The sequence below is a fragment of the Tessaracoccus terricola genome, from assembly GCF_054776555.1.
In genome coordinates this window covers 30,929-46,556 of the sequence record NZ_BAAHBS010000007.1, presented here as the reverse complement: position 1 = coordinate 46,556, position 15,628 = coordinate 30,929, and the positions used below count along the sequence as shown (strand labels likewise).

At 70.4% G+C, this 15,628-nt stretch carries 13 protein-coding genes; all 13 read right to left on the bottom strand.

The features are described from left to right. Nucleotides 1-48: 48 nt before the first annotated feature. Nucleotides 49-507, bottom strand: coding sequence for a cell division protein SepF (locus ACYU7G_RS16115; RefSeq protein WP_461110043.1), 459 nt, complete (start codon nt 505-507; stop codon nt 49-51). Nucleotides 508-654: 147 nt separating this feature from the next. After that, a complete protein-coding gene (gene ftsZ, locus ACYU7G_RS16110) occupies nt 655-1,815 on the bottom strand; it encodes a cell division protein FtsZ (protein ID WP_461109713.1) in 1,161 nt (386 codons plus the stop codon). A gap of 154 nt (nt 1,816-1,969) precedes the next feature. Then, the gene (locus ACYU7G_RS16105; RefSeq protein WP_461109711.1) at nt 1,970-2,695 is read right to left on the bottom strand and encodes a cell division protein FtsQ/DivIB; all 726 of its coding nucleotides are present in this window, start codon (nt 2,693-2,695) and stop codon (nt 1,970-1,972) included. Then, nucleotides 2,692-4,143, bottom strand: a complete 1,452-nt coding sequence (gene murC, locus ACYU7G_RS16100) for a UDP-N-acetylmuramate--L-alanine ligase (protein WP_461109709.1) — start codon at nt 4,141-4,143, stop codon at nt 2,692-2,694. Before murC ends, ACYU7G_RS16105 begins: the two co-directional genes overlap by 4 nt. Further along, nucleotides 4,140-5,237, bottom strand: a complete 1,098-nt coding sequence (gene murG, locus ACYU7G_RS16095) for an undecaprenyldiphospho-muramoylpentapeptide beta-N-acetylglucosaminyltransferase (RefSeq protein WP_461109707.1) — start codon at nt 5,235-5,237, stop codon at nt 4,140-4,142. The genes murC and murG overlap by 4 nt, the downstream gene beginning before the upstream one ends. Further along, the gene (ftsW, locus tag ACYU7G_RS16090; RefSeq protein WP_461109705.1) at nt 5,234-6,481 is read right to left on the bottom strand and encodes a putative lipid II flippase FtsW; all 1,248 of its coding nucleotides are present in this window, start codon (nt 6,479-6,481) and stop codon (nt 5,234-5,236) included. Before ftsW ends, murG begins: the two co-directional genes overlap by 4 nt. Before the next feature lie 3 nt (nt 6,482-6,484). Continuing rightward, nucleotides 6,485-7,966 (bottom strand): UDP-N-acetylmuramoyl-L-alanine--D-glutamate ligase, encoded by a 1,482-nt coding sequence (gene murD / locus ACYU7G_RS16085; protein WP_461109703.1) that lies wholly within the window; start codon nt 7,964-7,966, stop codon nt 6,485-6,487. Beyond that, nucleotides 7,948-9,018 carry a phospho-N-acetylmuramoyl-pentapeptide-transferase gene (gene mraY / locus ACYU7G_RS16080; protein ID WP_461109701.1) on the bottom strand — a complete coding sequence of 357 codons (1,071 nt, stop codon included), beginning with the start codon at nt 9,016-9,018 and terminating at the stop codon, nt 7,948-7,950. Before mraY ends, murD begins: the two co-directional genes overlap by 19 nt. Next, a complete protein-coding gene (locus tag ACYU7G_RS16075; RefSeq protein WP_461109699.1) occupies nt 9,015-10,445 on the bottom strand; it encodes a UDP-N-acetylmuramoyl-tripeptide--D-alanyl-D-alanine ligase in 1,431 nt (476 codons plus the stop codon). Before ACYU7G_RS16075 ends, mraY begins: the two co-directional genes overlap by 4 nt. Then, nucleotides 10,442-11,980 carry a UDP-N-acetylmuramoyl-L-alanyl-D-glutamate--2,6-diaminopimelate ligase gene (locus tag ACYU7G_RS16070; protein ID WP_461109697.1) on the bottom strand — a complete coding sequence of 513 codons (1,539 nt, stop codon included), beginning with the start codon at nt 11,978-11,980 and terminating at the stop codon, nt 10,442-10,444. Before ACYU7G_RS16070 ends, ACYU7G_RS16075 begins: the two co-directional genes overlap by 4 nt. Then, entirely contained in the window at nt 11,973-13,736 is a 1,764-nt protein-coding gene (locus ACYU7G_RS16065) for a peptidoglycan D,D-transpeptidase FtsI family protein (protein ID WP_461110042.1), read from the bottom strand. Before ACYU7G_RS16065 ends, ACYU7G_RS16070 begins: the two co-directional genes overlap by 8 nt. Before the next feature lie 329 nt (nt 13,737-14,065). Next, on the bottom strand, nt 14,066-14,581 hold the full coding sequence (locus ACYU7G_RS16060; RefSeq protein WP_461109695.1) for a hypothetical protein: 516 nt from the start codon (nt 14,579-14,581) through the stop codon (nt 14,066-14,068). Then, complete coding sequence (gene rsmH, locus ACYU7G_RS16055) at nt 14,578-15,540, bottom strand: 16S rRNA (cytosine(1402)-N(4))-methyltransferase RsmH (RefSeq protein WP_461109693.1); 963 nt, start codon at nt 15,538-15,540, stop codon at nt 14,578-14,580. The genes ACYU7G_RS16060 and rsmH overlap by 4 nt, the downstream gene beginning before the upstream one ends. Nucleotides 15,541-15,628 lie beyond the last annotated feature (88 nt).

Sequence of the window (15,628 nt, the reverse complement as noted above, 5' to 3'; positions counted from 1 at the left end):
GTGCGTGTCGCGACCAACGATGGTTCAAGTGCAGGTTTCGGTTCGGCTTCAGCTCTGGTTGAAGAAACCACCGGAGACAAGGCGTTCCTTGTCCTCCGGCCCCACCACGAGGTTGGCCGGGCAGAGCAGGAACACCTGGCTCGAGACCCGCTCGATGTTGCCCTTCAGCCCGAAGATGAGGCCGGCTGCGAAGTCGACGAGACGCTTGTCCTCACCGGACTCCATGTCCGAGAGGTTCATGATGACGGGGATGCCGTCACGGAAGTTCTCGCCGATGGCGCGGGCCTCGTTGTAGGAGCGTGGACGCACGCTGACGATGCGGCTGATGTCGGCCACCTCGGGCTCCGGGGCCACGGCCACCGGGCGGCGGCGCTCGGGACGCTCTGGAAGTCGGGACACCCGACTCACCTCCTCCACGGGCTCCTCGTCGACGTACACATCTTGCGAGAACTCCTCAGACACCTCGTCGGTCTGGTCCCGGTAGCGGTCGTCCTCGACGATACCCATCCACTCGGCAAGCTTGCGTACGCCCACTGTCGCCTCCTAAAAACACTTGCCGACGAGACTACCGCCTGCAGAGCCGCCCGAGGCGCTCAAATGCCCCGACACGCCGGGGCATGTCGGGGCATTCTCGAGGGCAGGTGTGGTTCCGACTCACTTCATGAAGTCGGGCACGTCCAGTTCGTCGTCCTCCGGCGGGCGCGGCGCGGCCGGGCGCTGCTGCTGTTGCGGCTGCTGCGGCTGGGCCGAGGGGAGCGGACGCGCCTGCGGCGGCTGCCCGCCACCGACCTGTTGGTTGGTGGGCTGCTGCGCCGGGCGCGCCTGGCGGGCGACGTCGGGACGGGAGTTCTGGCGCTTCTGCGGGCTGCCGCCGTCGAAGCCGGCGGCGATGACGGTGACGCGCACCTCGTCGCCCAGGGCGTCGTCGATGACGGTGCCGAAGATGATGTTGGCCTCGTCGTGCGCGGCCTCCTCGATCAGCTGCGCGGCGGCAGACACCTCGAACAGTCCGAGGTCACTGCCACCGGCGATGGACAGCAGCACGCCGTGGGCGCCGTCGATGCTGGCCTCCAGCAGCGGCGAGGAGATCGCCATCTCGGCGGCGGCGCGGGCGCGGTCCTCCCCGCGGGCCGAACCGATGCCCATCAGCGCGGAGCCCGCCTGGCTCATGATCGACTTCACGTCGGCGAAGTCCAGGTTGATCAGACCCGGGGTGGTGATCAGGTCCGTGATGCCGGAGACGCCCTGCATCAGCACCTGGTCCGCCTGCTTGAAGGCGTCCAGTATCGCCACCTGGTGGTCGGTCATCTGCAGCAACTTGTCGTTGGGGATGACGATCAGGGTGTCGACCTCCTCGCGGAGGGACTCGATGCCGGACTCGGCCTGCGTGGATCGGCGTCGACCCTCGAACGAGAACGGGCGGGTGACCACACCGATGGTCAGGGCACCCAGCGAGCGGGCGATCTTGGCGACGACGGGAGCGCCGCCCGTACCGGTGCCGCCACCCTCACCGGCGGTGACGAAGACCATGTCGGCGCCCTTGAGCGCCTCCTCGATCTCGTCGGAGTGGTCCTCGGCCGCCTGGCGACCCTTCGACGGGTCCGCCCCGGCCCCGAGGCCCCGGGTGAGGTCACGACCGATGTCCAGCTTCACGTCCGCGTCACTCATGAGGAGCGCCTGGGCGTCGGTGTTGACCGCGATGAACTCGACTCCGCGGAGCCCCGCTTCGATCATCCGGTTGACCGCGTTGACGCCACCGCCGCCGACGCCCACAACCTTGATGACCGCGAGGTAGTTCTGTGATGCGCTTGCCATTACCTGCCCTACTGTTCGTTGTCGCAACCCGTGCTGCTTTGCGTATGAGGCTATGGGTCACGACGCTGGATCGTCCAACATCCCGGCCGATCCACCCCAAACCACCTCAAGTGCTACTTCAGGGTTTGGTGGCGGTGCGGCCGATTCGTCGATCCTACTTGGTGGTGGGGTGACCCGGCGCAGACACGTCGTACACCTCGGCGTCCACCGTCAGCAGCGCCGTGAGCACCTCCGCCTTCAACTCGGACTGCTCCGCGCTGCCCCAGACGACGACGTCGCCGTCGGTGAGCCTGATCTCGATCTGGTCCACGGCCTCGGCGCTGATCACCTCGACGCGCGGCAGGAGTTCGCCCGGGAGGTGGGTGGCCACGGTGGCGACGTCGGCCAGCAGCCGGGCATCGTCGGTGGCGGTCTCGGCGACGAGCGCCCCGGCCTGCGGGGTGGCGGCGGTGTGGAAGACCACGCCGTGTCCGTCCACCCACTGGTACTGGGAGCCGTCGAGCCGTTGGTAGACCAACTCGCGCTCGGTCACCTCGATCGAGATCGTCGACGGGAAGCTGCGTTCCACCGTGACCCGCTCCACCGGGATCAGCCCCGCCACCCGGCTGCCGATCGCGTCGATGTCCGTGGTGACCAGGGGCCGGTCGAGCTCCACCGCCGCGGCCGCGAGGACCTCGTCGGTGGTGAGGAGCTGGGTCCCGCCCACGCGGACGTCGGTGACGGCGAACACGGCGGAGAAGAACAGCAACCAGACCGCGAAGCCCCCGAAGACGAGGACGCCCGCGCCGGAGATGATCCCGAACAGCTTGCGCCGGTTCTGCCTGCGACGTCGCTCCTGCAGCGCCTTCGCGAAGGCGCCCGGCGACGTGGTGTTGCTCAACTCGCCCCAGCCTCCGGGCGCTGCTCCAGCAGGTCCGCCAGCAGGGGGCCGACGATGGTCACGTCACCGCAGCCGAGGGTGATGATGAGGTCACCGGGTCGGGCCAGTTCGTCGAGGGCCTCCGGCAGGTCGTACTTGTCCACCACATAGTGCACGTCGCGGGCGCCGTGGGCGAGCGCCGCGTCGACGACCAGCTGTCCCGTGACCCCGGGGATGGGGTCCTCGCGGGCGCCGCAGACGTCGTTGATGACCGCGACGTCGGCCAGGGTCATCACCTCGCCGAACTCGTCGGAGAAGTCCACGGTCCGGCTGTACAGGTGGGGCTGGAAGCAGGCGATCAGGCGGCCGGGCAGGCCCGTGGCCTCGTTGCCGGCCTCGGTGGCGCGGCGGGCGGCGGTGAGCGCGGCCCGGATCTCCGTCGGGTGGTGGGCGTAGTCGTCGAAGACGCGGATGCCGGCGGTGTCCGTGATCAGCTGGAACCGACGCAGCGTGCCCTCGAACCGGCCCAGCGCCTCGATGGCGGCGTCGTGGCCGAGCCCGAGGAGCCGTCCGACCCCGTAGGCGGCCGACGCGTTGGCCAGGTTGTGGTTGCCCGGGACCTGGAGGCGGATGGTGCCGCTGTCCTGCCCGAAGGTGATGGTGGCGCGCACCCCGTTGCCGTCGGGGGTGACGTCGGTGATGCGGATGTCGGCGTCGGCGGACTCGCCGTAGCGGATGACCTGCGGCCCCTCCCCGTCGAGGTCCTCGGCCAGGCTGCGCGAGCCCTCGTCGTCGACGTTGATCACGACGTGACCCACCGCCGGCCGGGTGGCGAAGGCCCGGAAGCCGTCGGCGTAGGCCTCGGGACTCCCCCAGTTGACCAGGTGGTCCGCCTCCACGTTGGTGATGACCGCGATCTCCGTGGGGTACTGCAGGAAGGAGCCGTCGGACTCGTCGGCCTCGACGACGAACGCGTCCCCGGAACCGACGGCGGAGCTGGACCCGGTGGTGGACAGGGGGCCGCCGATGACGTAGCTGGGCTCGGCCCCCGCCTCCGCGAGCATGACCGCGGTCATGGCGGTGGTGGTGGTCTTGCCGTGGGTGCCGGCCACGGAGACGGCCCGCTTGTCCACCATCAGCGCCGCGAGCGCGGCCGAGCGGTGCCAGATCCGCAGTCCCCGGCGGCGCGCCTCCACGAGCTCGACGTTGTCCGCGCGGATGGCAGACGAGATCACGACGGTGGCGGCGTCGCCGAGCTGGGACGGATCATGGCCGACGTGGGTGCGGATGCCGCTGCGCCGCAGCGACTGCAGGGTGGAGGAGTCGCTCTGGTCGGACCCGGAGGTCTCGATCCCCAGGTCCGCGTACATCCTGGCGATGCCGCTCATCCCGGAGCCGCCGATCGCGATGAAGTGGACCGGACCGACCTCGTCGGCCGGGACGACTTCGATGGGGTTCAGGAGGGTCACTTTGCTTCTTTCGTGCTTGCCGCGTCGAGCACGGCGCGCGCCAGGACCTCGGCGGCGTCGGCGGGGTACTGCCTGCGCGCGTCGTCGGACATCCTGGAGAGCCGTGCGGGGTCTGTGATCAGGGGGACCACCGACGCTGCCAGCGTACCCGCAGTGAGCTCGGACTCCGGCAACAGCACTCCCGCGTCGGCGGCCACGAGCTCGGCGGCGTTGCGGGCCTGCTCGCCATTGCCCCAGGGCAGCGGCACGAACACCACCGGCAGCCCTGAGACCGCGGTCTCCATGACCGTGGCGGCGCCGGCACGGGCCAGCATCAGGTCCGCGGCAGCGTAGGCGATGGCCATGTCCTCCACGAAGGCAACGGGCACGTACCTGGCCCCGGACGGATGCTCCACCACGGCGGAGTCCTCGCCGAAGTTCTTCGGCCCCAGGACGTGCAGCACCTGCACGCCCGCGGCCAGGATCTCGTCCAGGGCGCCGAGGACGGCCTCGTTGATGCGGACCGCTCCCTGCGATCCCCCGCTGACCAGCAGCGTCGGGCGGTCCGGGTCCAGCCCGAACCCGCGGCGGGCGTCCTCGGTGGAGACGCTGGGGTGCGTGATGGTGGCCGACATCGGCATGCCCACCAGGGTGGAGCCGGGCAGTTCGGTCTCGGCGAAGGTGATGGCGGTGAACTTCGCGAACCTGGCGCCGATCTTGTTGGAGATGCCCGCCAGCTTGTTGGCCTCGTGCACCACCACCGGCACACGCATGGTCCAGGCGGCCAGGTAGGCCGGGATGGACACGTAGCCGCCGAAGCCGACCAGCGCCTGCGCCCGCGCGTCCCGCAGGACGCGCCGCGCCTCACGCACCGAACGCGTCAGCCGCCAGGGCAGCTTCACCAGTTCCATGCCGGGCCTGCGCGGCAACGGCACGGGGGTGATGAGCTCGAGGTCCAGACCGGCGGCCGGGATCACCCGAGTCTCCAGGCCCTTGGCGGTTCCGATGCTCACGAGTTCCACGTCGGGCTCCAGTTGTTGGAGCGCCTTGGCGGTGGCGATCAGGGGCGACGTGTGGCCGGCGGTCCCCCCACCGGCCAGGACAACACTGGTCATGCCTTGCGACTCCCTGCGGCCAGCACGCTGGTCATCCGCGGACGTGACTTCTTGCGTCGGGCAGCGATGTGCTTGCGCGCCTGCGGGGTGTCCCGTGCCAGCGCGAGCAGCACCCCGATGGCCAAGAGGCTCGCCAGCAAGGACGAGCCGCCGTAGGACACGAACGGCAGCGGCACTCCAAGGACGGGGAGCAGGTGCAGCACCACACAGATGTTGATGAGACCCTGGACCAGGAACCAGGCCGTGATGCCGGCCGCGACGATGCGGTTGAAGATCTTGTCCGACTTCAGCGCGATGGAGAACCCGGCCCGTGCGAGCAGCGCCACCATGGCGATCACCACCAGGACGCCGAAGAGGCCGAGCTCCTCGCCGATCACGGCGAAGATGTAGTCGGTGTGGGCACCGTCCTTCAGACCGCCCCACTTCTGCTTGCTGGCTCCCAGCCCTAGCCCCCACCAGCCGCCGGAGGCCAGCGCGTACAGGGCGGCCATGGGCTGCGACGAGAGGTCCGTGTTGGACTGCGGGTCCAGGAAGACCATGATCCGGCTCATGCGGTTCGCGGAGCCGAACAGCAGCACACCGACGAGCGCGCCGGCCCCCAGCACGAGCGGCACCAGCACCCGGAAGGGGGTGCCGACGAAGAACAGGAGCGCCAACACCACGAGGCCGATCACCATGCCGGTGCCGAGGTCCCGTCCCGCCAGGACGAGCGCGAGCAGCACGCCGGCACCGGGGATGAACGGCACCAGCAGCTGGAAGGGTTCGTGGAGGCGGCCGCGTCGGGCGTGGTAGACCGAGCCCGCCCAGATCACCAGGCCCAGCTTGGCGAACTCCGAGGGCTGGAACGTGAACCCCCCGATGTTGACCCAGTTGGTGTTGCCGTTGACGTTGTGGCCCAGGGGGCTGAGCACCAGCAGCAGCACGGCGACGGACAGGGACCAACCCACCCAGCCGAGCCCGCGCAGGGTCTTGGTGGGGAGGCGGCTCAGCACCACCGCGGCCACCACGCCCACGACGAGGAACACGAGTTGCCGGATGGAGTAGTAGTAGGGGGACACGCCCTGGGCCTGCGCCAGGACCGAGGAGGCCGAGAGCACCATCAGCGAGCCGATGGCGCACAGGATGGTGACGGTGAAGATGATCAGGTAGTAGTCGGTCAGCGGCGAGGAGGCGACGCGGCTGCGTGCGCTCGTGACCGTCTCGATCGGCCGGGCCGGGGAAGCTGCGTCGGTCGCGATGGCCATTTCCTACTCCTCGTCGGTCCTTCTCGTGAACTCCTTGACGGCGGCCGCGAACCGCTCGCCGCGGTCCGCGTAGCCGGTGAACATGTCCAGGCTGGCGCAGCCGGGCGACAGCAGCACGACGTCGCCGCCCCTGGCCATGGCCCCTGCGAGCCGAACCGCTTCCTCCATCGCCCCAGTCTCGGGGTTGTCGAGCACTTGCACCGGGACCTCGGGCGCGTGTCGGGCAAGCGCGCCCGCGATCTCGGCGCGGTCCACACCGAGCAGCACGGCGCCGCGCATCCGCTGGGCGTGCCGCGCCACCAGGTCGTCGAAGCTGACCCCCTTGGCCTGGCCGCCCGCGATCCACACGAACGAGTCGTAGGCGCGCATCGCGGCGTCGGCCGCGTGGGGGTTGGTGGCCTTCGAGTCGTCCACCCAGGTGACGTCGTCGGAGGTGGCCACGGTCTGGATCCGGTGCAGGGGAACCTGCAGGTCCCTCAGGCCCTGCGCCACGGCCTTGGCCGGCACCCCGAAGCTGCGCGCCAGTGCCGCGGCGGCGAGCGCGTTCTCCACGTTGTGCGGTGCGAACGGAACCACGTCGGAGACCTTGGCCAGTTCCAGCGCCGAGTCCTTGCGCTGGCTGACGAAGGCCCGGTCCACGATGAGGTCGTCGACCACCCCGAGCATGCTCATGCCCGGCGTGCCCAGCGTGAAGCCGATGGCGCGGGCGCCCTCGGTGACGTCGGCCTCCTCCACCAGCTGCTCGGTGGCGGGCTCGGCCACGTTGTAGATGGCCGAGTGGGTCAGGCCGTCGTAGATCCGCGACTTGTCGGCGACGTAGCGCTCGTAGGCGTCCGGGGCGCCCTCGTACCACTCGAGGTGGTCCGGGTGCAGGTTGAGCACGGCGGCCGAATGCATCCGGACCGAGTTCATCCAGTGCAGCTGGAAGCTGGACAGCTCCACCGCCAGCACGTCGTAGGGCTCGTCGTCGAGGACGGCCTCGATGATCGGGCGTCCGATGTTCCCGACGGCCGCGGTGCGCAGCCCGGCGGCGTTCAGCATGGACGCCAGCATCGTGGTGGTGGTGGTCTTGCCGTTCGTGCCGGTCACGGCCAGCCACGGGACGGCGCGGTCCGGCTGCACCATCCGCCAGGCCAGTTCCGTCTCGCCCCAGACCGGGATGGCCCGCTGCGCCGCCTGTGCCAGCAGCGGCGCCGACGGTCGCCAGCCCGGCGAGGTGACCACCAGGTCCACGTCGTCGGGCAGCGTGGCGGTGGTCCCCTCGCCCAGCCGGACGGTGACGTCCAGCCGCTCCAGCAGGTCCGCCTTGTCGGCGTGGGCCTCGGACTCGTCGAGCACCGTCACCTGCGCACCGAGGGACATCAGCCCGTCGGCGGCGGCGAATCCGGAGACACCGAGCCCGGCGACGACGACCTTGGCCGACGGCCAGTCAGAGAGCCGGTCAGCGGTCCGCAGCCAGTCCTTGCTCATTGGGCGACCACCCATTCCGCGTAGAAGATTCCGATTCCGAGCGCCACGCACAACCCGCAGATGATCCAGAACCGGATCACCACCGTGACCTCCTGCCACCCGAGCAACTCGAAATGGTGGTGGATGGGCGACATCTTGAAGATCCGTTTGCCGCCGGTCGCCTTGAAGTAGGCCACCTGCAGCGTCACCGAGCCGACCTCCATGACGAACAGGAAGCCGAGCACCACGAGCAGGAGCTCAGTGCGGGTCATCACCGACAGGCCCGCGAGGGCGCCGCCGAGGGCCATGGAGCCGGTGTCACCCATGAAGATCTTGGCGGGCTTGGCGTTCCACCACAGGAAACCGAAGCACGCCCCGGCCAGCGCGAGCGCGACCACGGTGAGGTCGTGCGGGTCACGGACCTCGTAGCAGCGTGGTCCGGCGGTGGAGGTGCGGGAGCACCACTGCTGGTACTGCCAGAAGTTGATGAGCGCGTAGGCCGAGAACACGAGGGTGCAACTGCCGGCGGCCAGGCCGTCGAGGCCGTCGGTGAGGTTCACCGCGTTGGACCATGACATCACCAGAAACATGATCCACAGCACGGCGAGGAAGAACGGAAGGAACAGCCAGGGCACGTCGCGCAGGAAGGAGATGAACTGGGAGGCCGGGCGGATGCCGCGCTCGTCGGGGAAGCTCAGGGCGAGCACGCCGAAGGTGCCGCCGATCAGGATCTGGCCGATCAGCTTGCCGCGCGCCGTGAGGCCGAGGGAACGCTCCTTGGAGATCTTGGCCCAGTCGTCGAGGAACCCGAGGAACCCGAGGGCCACCGTGAGCCCCAGGAGCAGCATCGCAGAGATGGTGACGGGTTTCCACAGGATCAGGTGGGACAGGAAGTACGCGAGCACCACGGCCAGCACGATCACCAGACCGCCCATCGTGGGGGTGCCGCGCTTGGTGAGGTGCTCCTTGGGGCCGTCCTCACGCACGAACTGTCCGTACTGGCGGGCCGTGAGGAACCGGATGTAGCGGGGCATCGCCACCAGCACGAAGAGCAGGGACAGACCCCCTGCCAGCAGGATGTTGATCATCGCGATCCTCCTCCGCCGATGAGTTCCTCGGCCACCTTCTCCAGCCCGATGCCGCGCGAGCCCTTGACGAGGACCACGTCTCCGGGCGAGAGCTGCAGGGACGCAGCCACCTCGTCGCGGGTCATGGCCCGGGCGTTCAGCCCGTCGGCCCCCGCCGCCGCCACCAGGAGCTCCGCGTACTCCCCGACGGCGATGAGCTCGTCCACCTCGAGGTCCACCGCGAGGCGTCCGATGGTGGTGTGGAGTTCCTCCGCCAGCGGCCCCAGCTCCAGCATGTCCCCCAGCACCGCGACCACCCGGGCGCCGGGGTTCTCGGCGCGCTGGTACTGGCCCAGCTCCACGGCCGTGCGCAGCGCGGCCGCCACCGAGTCCGGGTTGGCGTTGTAGGAGTCGTTCAGCACCAGGACGCCGTCGGCCCGGCGCTGGAGCTCCATCCGCCAGTTCGAGCGCGGCTCGGCCTGGGACAGCACGGAGGCGATGGACTCGAGGTCCAGGCCCACGGCGAGCGCTGCGGCGGCCGCGGCCAGCGCGTTGTGCACCTGGTGGCGGCCCACCACGACGAGGGTGACGGGCGCGGTCTCGGTCCGCCCCTGCCGGGTCACCTGCAGGTCGAAGGAGGGCTGGCTCATCAGGTTGGTGGTCACGTTGACGGCCCGCACGAGCAGGTCCCCTGCCGGGAGCTCGCCCTCACCGAACCACGCCACCCGCGCCTCGGTGCGGTGGCGCATCCCGACGACGTGCTCGTCGTCGCCGTTCAGCACCGCCCAGCCGTCGGGGGCGAGGTCTGCGATCAGCTCGCCCTTGGCGAGCGCCGTCTGTTCGATGCCGCCGAACTCGCCGACGTGGGCGGTCCCGACGTTGAGGACCACGCCGACGTCGAGGCCGACCAGCGAGGTGAGCCATGAGATGTGCCCGACGCCGCGCGCCCCCATCTCACTGATCAGGAACTCGGTGTCGTCGCCCACCCGGCAGGCGGTCAGCGGCACGCCGACCTCGTTGTTCTGGTTGCCCTCGGGGGCCACGGTGTCCCCGGCCTCCTCCAGGAGTTGGGCCAGGAGGTCCTTGGTGCTGGTCTTGCCGGAGCTGCCGGTCACGCCGATGCTGACCAGGCCGCGCGCCCGGGCCTCGCGGACGATGCCGCGCGCCAGCCACGACAGTCCCAGGACGGAGTCCTCGGCGAGCAGGTGCGGGACCTCGGCCCTGCTGACGTGCATGCCGAGCACGCCCGCCGCCCCAGCCTCCACCGCGGAGGCGGCGAAGTCATGGCCGTCGACCCGCTGCCCGGGGATCGCCACGAACAGTGACCCGGGGGTGGCGGCACGGTTGTCGATGACGACGTCCGGGCCGACGACCGAGTCGTCGCCGAACGCCTCGACCGGTGCCGGCTGCATCAGCTCCACCAGTTCCGAGATCCTGCGTGGCCTCATGACCTTCCTTCCCTGATCCTGTCCCAGGCGCCCAGAGCCTCGACGGCATCATCGAAGGGGAGAACCTGTCCCCCAACATGCTGCCCCTGCTCGTGCCCCTTCCCGAGGACCGCCACAACAGTATCCGGATCAGCGAGCTCCAGCGCCCTCCGGATGGCCGCGCGCCGCCCGTCGACCTCTTCCACGACCACGTCTCCCCCGACCTCCAGCGCCCCCGCCAGCGTGGCGGCGCGGATGGCGGCCGGGTCCTCCGTGCGGGGGTTGTCGTCGGTGATCACCACGACGTCCGAGCGTTCGGCCGCTGCACGTCCCATGCCGGGCCGCTTGCCCGCGTCCCGGTCCCCGCCGCAGCCGACCACGGTGACCACGCGCGCGAAGGATCCCCTGAGCGCGTCGAGCGCCGCGGCCACCGCCTGCGGGGTGTGGGCGAAGTCCACCACCACCGTCGGCGCGTCCGGGCCCAGTTCCAGCGCCTGCATCCGGCCGGGCACCTGGGCCGAGGCCAGCCCCGTGAGGATGTCATCGGGGTCGAGGCCGACGGCTGCGAGCATCGCGAACGCCACCGCCGCGTCGATCATGTTGTAGTAGCCGGGCATCCCGATCCGGATCTCCACCCGGTCGGTTCCCTGCGTCAGGGTGGCCCGGCCGCCCAGCGGCGCGACGGGCTCGTAGCCCTCCAGGCGGTACCGAGTGTCCTCGCCCGTGCCCACCGTGATCACCTCGAGCCCGGCGGCCGTGGCGCGCCGCGCGACCTCCACCCCGCGTTCGTCGTCTGTCCAGACCACGGCGCGGTTGGTGTACTCGGGGGTGAACAGGGAGGCCTTGGCCTCGAAGTAGTCGTCCAGGTCCACGTGGAAGTCCATGTGGTCCTCCCCGAGGTTCAGGAACGCCGCCACGGAGAACCGCAGCCCCACCACCCGGTCCAGTTTCAGGGCGTGGCTGGAGACCTCGAGCGCTACGGTGTCCGCCCCGCGCTCGCGCATCACCGCCAGCAGCGCGTTGAGGTCCGGGGAGTCGGGGGTGGTCACCGTGCTGCGTCCCGACGGCACCGCCAGCCCGTCCAGCCGGAAACCGAGGGTGCCGACAGTGCCTGCCCGGCGGCCGGCCGCGGCCAGTCCGGACTCGAGCAGGGCGACGGTGGTGGTCTTTCCGTTGGTGCCCGTGACCCCGAGGAGTTCGAGTTGTGAGCCCGGGTCCCCGAAGACCCGGCTGCTGAGCAGGGCCATCTGGCGGCGGAGGTCGTCGGAGACGACGGTGGGCACGCCCGTGGCGCGGGCGGCCTGCTCGCCCTGTGCGTCCGTGGCCACGGCCACCGCTCCCGCCGCGACGGCAGCCGCGGCGAAGTCAGCGCCGTGCGCCCGCCTGCCGGGCAGGGCCACGTAGAGACAGCCGGGGACGATGTCGCGGGAGTCGAGGCTGATGCCGGAGACCGGCACCCGTGAGTCGACGTCGCCGCGCACGTCGATTCCCCCCACCAACGTGGCGAGGGGAATCGCGGTCACGCCCGAGGGGCGGATGGCGGCCGTGTCACTCATAGGTCAGGGGCTCCTCGGGCGCCGGAGAGGTGGATGGCAGCACGTTGTAGCGCGGCAGCGCCATCTGGAGGATGTTGTTCACCACCGGCAGGGCGAGGCTGCTGCCGGAGTTGCCGTTCCTGGGCTGGTCGAGCACCACGTAGACCACCAACTGCGGGTCCTCGGCGGGGGCGACGCCCACGAAGGAGGCGGTGTAGCCGTTGTAACACATGCAGTCCGGGTCGAAGCGCTGGGCGGTGCCAGACTTGCCGGCCGTGCGGTAGCCGGGGATCTCGCGATCCTTGCCCACCTGGGTGATCACGGCCTCCATCATGTTCACCACCATGTCCGAGGCCTCCTCGGAGATGACCCGGCGAGAGTTCGGGGCCGGGAGTTCCACGCTGGTGCCGTCGGCCGCGGTCGCCGACTTCAGGATGCTCGGCTCGTGGTAGGTGCCCCCGTTGACCACCGCTGCCACGGCCGCGGTCATCTGGACGGCGGAGACCGACAGGCCCTGGCCGAACGAGATCTGGTCTCGGGTGTAGTCGGCCATGTCTGCCCCGGGCAGTGAGCCGGCGGTCTCTGCGGGCAGGCCGGAGCCCGGCTTGGCGCCCAGGCCGAAGTCGGCCAGGTAGGCACTCAGGTCGGCCTTGTCCATGAGGCGCGCGAGTTCGATGGTGCCGATGTTGGACGACTGCGCGATGATGCCGCGGGCCGTCATCTGCAGGGTGCCGTGGCTGAAGGAGTCCCGGACGTAGCCGCCTCCGGAGGCGATCCGTCCCTCCACCCGGACCTTGGTGTCCGGGGTGACCAAACCGGCGTCGGTGAGTGCGGCCATCGTGAGGACCTTCTGCACCGAGCCGGGCTCGTAGGCGTCGCTTACGGCGCGGTTGCTCAGGTCCCCCGCGTCCTTGACCGCCCCGGGGTTGGCCGGGTTGTAGGAGGGGCTGTTGGCCAGGGCCAGCAGTTCACCGGTCTTCGCGTTCATGACGATCGCCATGCCGGTGGCCGCGGCGGACTTCTTCACGCCGTCGGCCAGCGCCTGCTCGGCGAACCACTGCAGGTCGCTGTCGAGGGTGAGCTCGTAGTTGACGCCGTCGACGGCAGGGGTGAGCACGTTCTCCCCCAGCGGGATGCGGCCGTAGGTGGAGGAGTCGTAGACCTCCTGGCCCGGTTCACCGTCGAGCTGGTCGTCGAGCACCGCCTCGAGGCCGGCGGAGCCGACACCCTCGCCGTTGACGAAGCCGACGACGTTGCCCGCCAGTGCCCGCTGCGGGTAGGTGCGGATGGGGTCGGAGGTGGCGAACAGGCCGTACCAGGGCCGCCTGCCCTCGCCGTCGAAGCCGGCCTTCATGTCCTTCTGGATGGCGATCCAGGTGGCGGCCGGGACCTTCTTGGCGATGATCTCGTAGCGGGAGTCCTCCTCGGTGAGGGTCTCGATGTAGGTGGAGGCCCTACCGCCGAGGTGCTTGGCGAGGATCTCGGCCACGGCCTGGGGCGCGGCTGCAGCCTCCTCACGCTTCCGCTCGCTCATCGGGTAACGCTTGTCGGCGCCGTTGGTCATGACCATGTCCGGGTCCACGCTGATCAGCATCGCAGGCTCCGTGGCCGCCAGCACGACGCCGTTGCGGTCCATGATGGACCCGCGCGTGGCCGGCAGTTCCCGGGTGGACTGCATCTTCTCCGCCGCCTGCGCCGCCATCGCCTCGGAGTCGAAGGCCTGGAGTTGGAACGCCCGGCCGATGCAGACGGCCACCACCAGCGCCATAACCACCATGAACGCACGGATGCGGGTGGACGACCGGCCCACGGGGAGCCGCCACGACTTGCGGTAGCTGCGCGCCTTCGGCTTGGCAACGGGGCGCCGCTTGGTGGCAGCTTGGGCACTCGTGCGCTTCGTGGCGGGCCGCTTGCCGGCGGTCTGCCCGACGGCGGCCTTCCTGGCCCCGGCCTGCTTGGTGGCCGGTCTCTTCGCGGTCGACTTGCCCGTCGCCGCGGTGGGGCGCTTGCCGGAGGAACCCGTGCTGGAGGTGCGCTTGGAGGGGGTCGACTTCCTGGAGGCCGCGGAGTTCGAGCCGCTGGAGCTGCTGCGACGGCGTTCGGTGCTCACTGGTTGCCTCCCTGCGGGGCGAGGGGCAGGTCCACTTCCTCCTCGGCGCCGGCGACCACCTCGGGCTCCGGCTGCTGGAGCGCGGGTGCCGGGGGCAGCTGGCGCAGGTAGGTGGCCTCGTTGCCGCGCACGGGGGTGGGCTCGCCGAGGATGCTGCCGTCGGCGAGGTCGATGAACGCCGGGTAGGGGTTGGGGACCATCCCGAGGTCGGCTGCGCGCAGCGCCAGGGACGAAGTGCTGGAGGTGGCCTGGAGCTCCGTGGTCAGGGCGGCGGCCGTGTAGCCGAGCTCGGTGGCCTCCTTGCGGAGGGCCGCGAGGTCCCGGGACTGGGCCGCCACGGAGGTGGTGACCACCATCACCAGGGCCAGTCCGACGGCCACGAGCACGGCGATGAAGACGCCGAAGCCGACGTTGGACATCATCGGACGCTGCGAACTGAGCAGCGTCAACCGGGGCCGGCCGGGAGAACCGGCGGTCTCGTCTGAATCGAGGTGGATCGGCTGTGCGCTCATGCTGCCTTCCTGATTCGTTCGGCTACTCGCAACCTGGCGGATGCGGCCCTCGGGTTGGTGGCGACCTCCTGCTCGTCGGGGCGCTCGGCGCCCTTGGTGACGAGCCGGAGCTCAGGCTGGAGGTGGTCGGGGACGACGGGGAGGTTCCTGGGGGCGCGATCCGCGGCCCCCTCCGCGAACGCCCGCTTCACCAGTCGGTCCTCGAGCGAGTGGTAGCTCAGGACGGCGACGCGGCCCCCGACGTCGAGGGCCGCGATCGCTGCGGGGACGACTCCTTCGAGTGCCCGCAGCTCGTCGTTGACCTCGATCCGCAGCGCCTGGAACGTGCGCTTGGCCGGGTGTCCCCCCGTGTGCCGTGCCGCCGCGGGGATCGCGTCGGCGATCACCTCCACGAGCCGACCCGAGCGGGTGAAGGGCTCATCCTGCCGGGCTGCGACCACCGCGCGTGCGATCCGGTCCGCGAACCGCTCCTCCCCGTAGCGCTTGAGGATGCGCACCAGGTCCGCGGCGGCGTAGGTGTTGACCACGTCGGCAGCGGTGGGTCCGGTGGTGGCGTTCATGCGCATGTCCAGAGGCGAGTCCACGGAGTAGGCGAACCCCCGCTCGGTGCGGTCGATCTGCAGCGAGCTCAGGCCGAGGTCCAGCAGGATCGCGTCGACCGCGGGGATGCCCAGGCCCTCAAGGACTTCGGGGAGTTCGTCGTAGACGGCATGGACGAGCGTGGCACGCTCCGCGAGCCCACCGAGCCGCTGCTTGGCCACCTCGTGCGCGTCGAGGTCCCGGTCGATGCCGACGAGCCGCGCCCCGGGAAAGGCCTCGAGCACCGCGCGGGCGTGCCCGGCGAGTCCGAGGGTGCCGTCGACGTAGACGGCGCCGGGGCGCGAGAGGGCAGGACGCAGCAACTCCACGATCCGGTCCCGCAGGACCGGGTCATGGACGTCGGCGAACCGTTCCTGCATCTCGACCCTTTCGTACAGCTTGTTCTCAACTCGTGTGCACCTGCGGTGCTGGTTCCCTTCCGGCCACCGGACCTGACATCGGGGAAGT

Coding starts and splice junctions, on each gene's coding strand:
- ftsZ (WP_461109713.1), bottom strand. CDS start 1,815: ATGGCAAGCGCATCACAGAACTACCTCGCGGTCATCAAGGTTGTGGGC.
- ACYU7G_RS16070 (WP_461109697.1), bottom strand. CDS start 11,980: ATGAGTGACACGGCCGCCATCCGCCCCTCGGGCGTGACCGCGATTCCC.
- rsmH (WP_461109693.1), bottom strand. CDS start 15,540: ATGCAGGAACGGTTCGCCGACGTCCATGACCCGGTCCTGCGGGACCGG.
- ftsW (WP_461109705.1), bottom strand. CDS start 6,481: ATGGCCATCGCGACCGACGCAGCTTCCCCGGCCCGGCCGATCGAGACG.
- ACYU7G_RS16060 (WP_461109695.1), bottom strand. CDS start 14,581: ATGAGCGCACAGCCGATCCACCTCGATTCAGACGAGACCGCCGGTTCT.
- mraY (WP_461109701.1), bottom strand. CDS start 9,018: ATGATCAACATCCTGCTGGCAGGGGGTCTGTCCCTGCTCTTCGTGCTG.
- ACYU7G_RS16065 (WP_461110042.1), bottom strand. CDS start 13,736: ATGGTGGTTATGGCGCTGGTGGTGGCCGTCTGCATCGGCCGGGCGTTC.
- murD (WP_461109703.1), bottom strand. CDS start 7,966: ATGGGTGGTCGCCCAATGAGCAAGGACTGGCTGCGGACCGCTGACCGG.
- ACYU7G_RS16115 (WP_461110043.1), bottom strand. CDS start 507: ATGGGTATCGTCGAGGACGACCGCTACCGGGACCAGACCGACGAGGTG.
- murG (WP_461109707.1), bottom strand. CDS start 5,237: ATGACCAGTGTTGTCCTGGCCGGTGGGGGGACCGCCGGCCACACGTCG.
- ACYU7G_RS16075 (WP_461109699.1), bottom strand. CDS start 10,445: ATGAGGCCACGCAGGATCTCGGAACTGGTGGAGCTGATGCAGCCGGCA.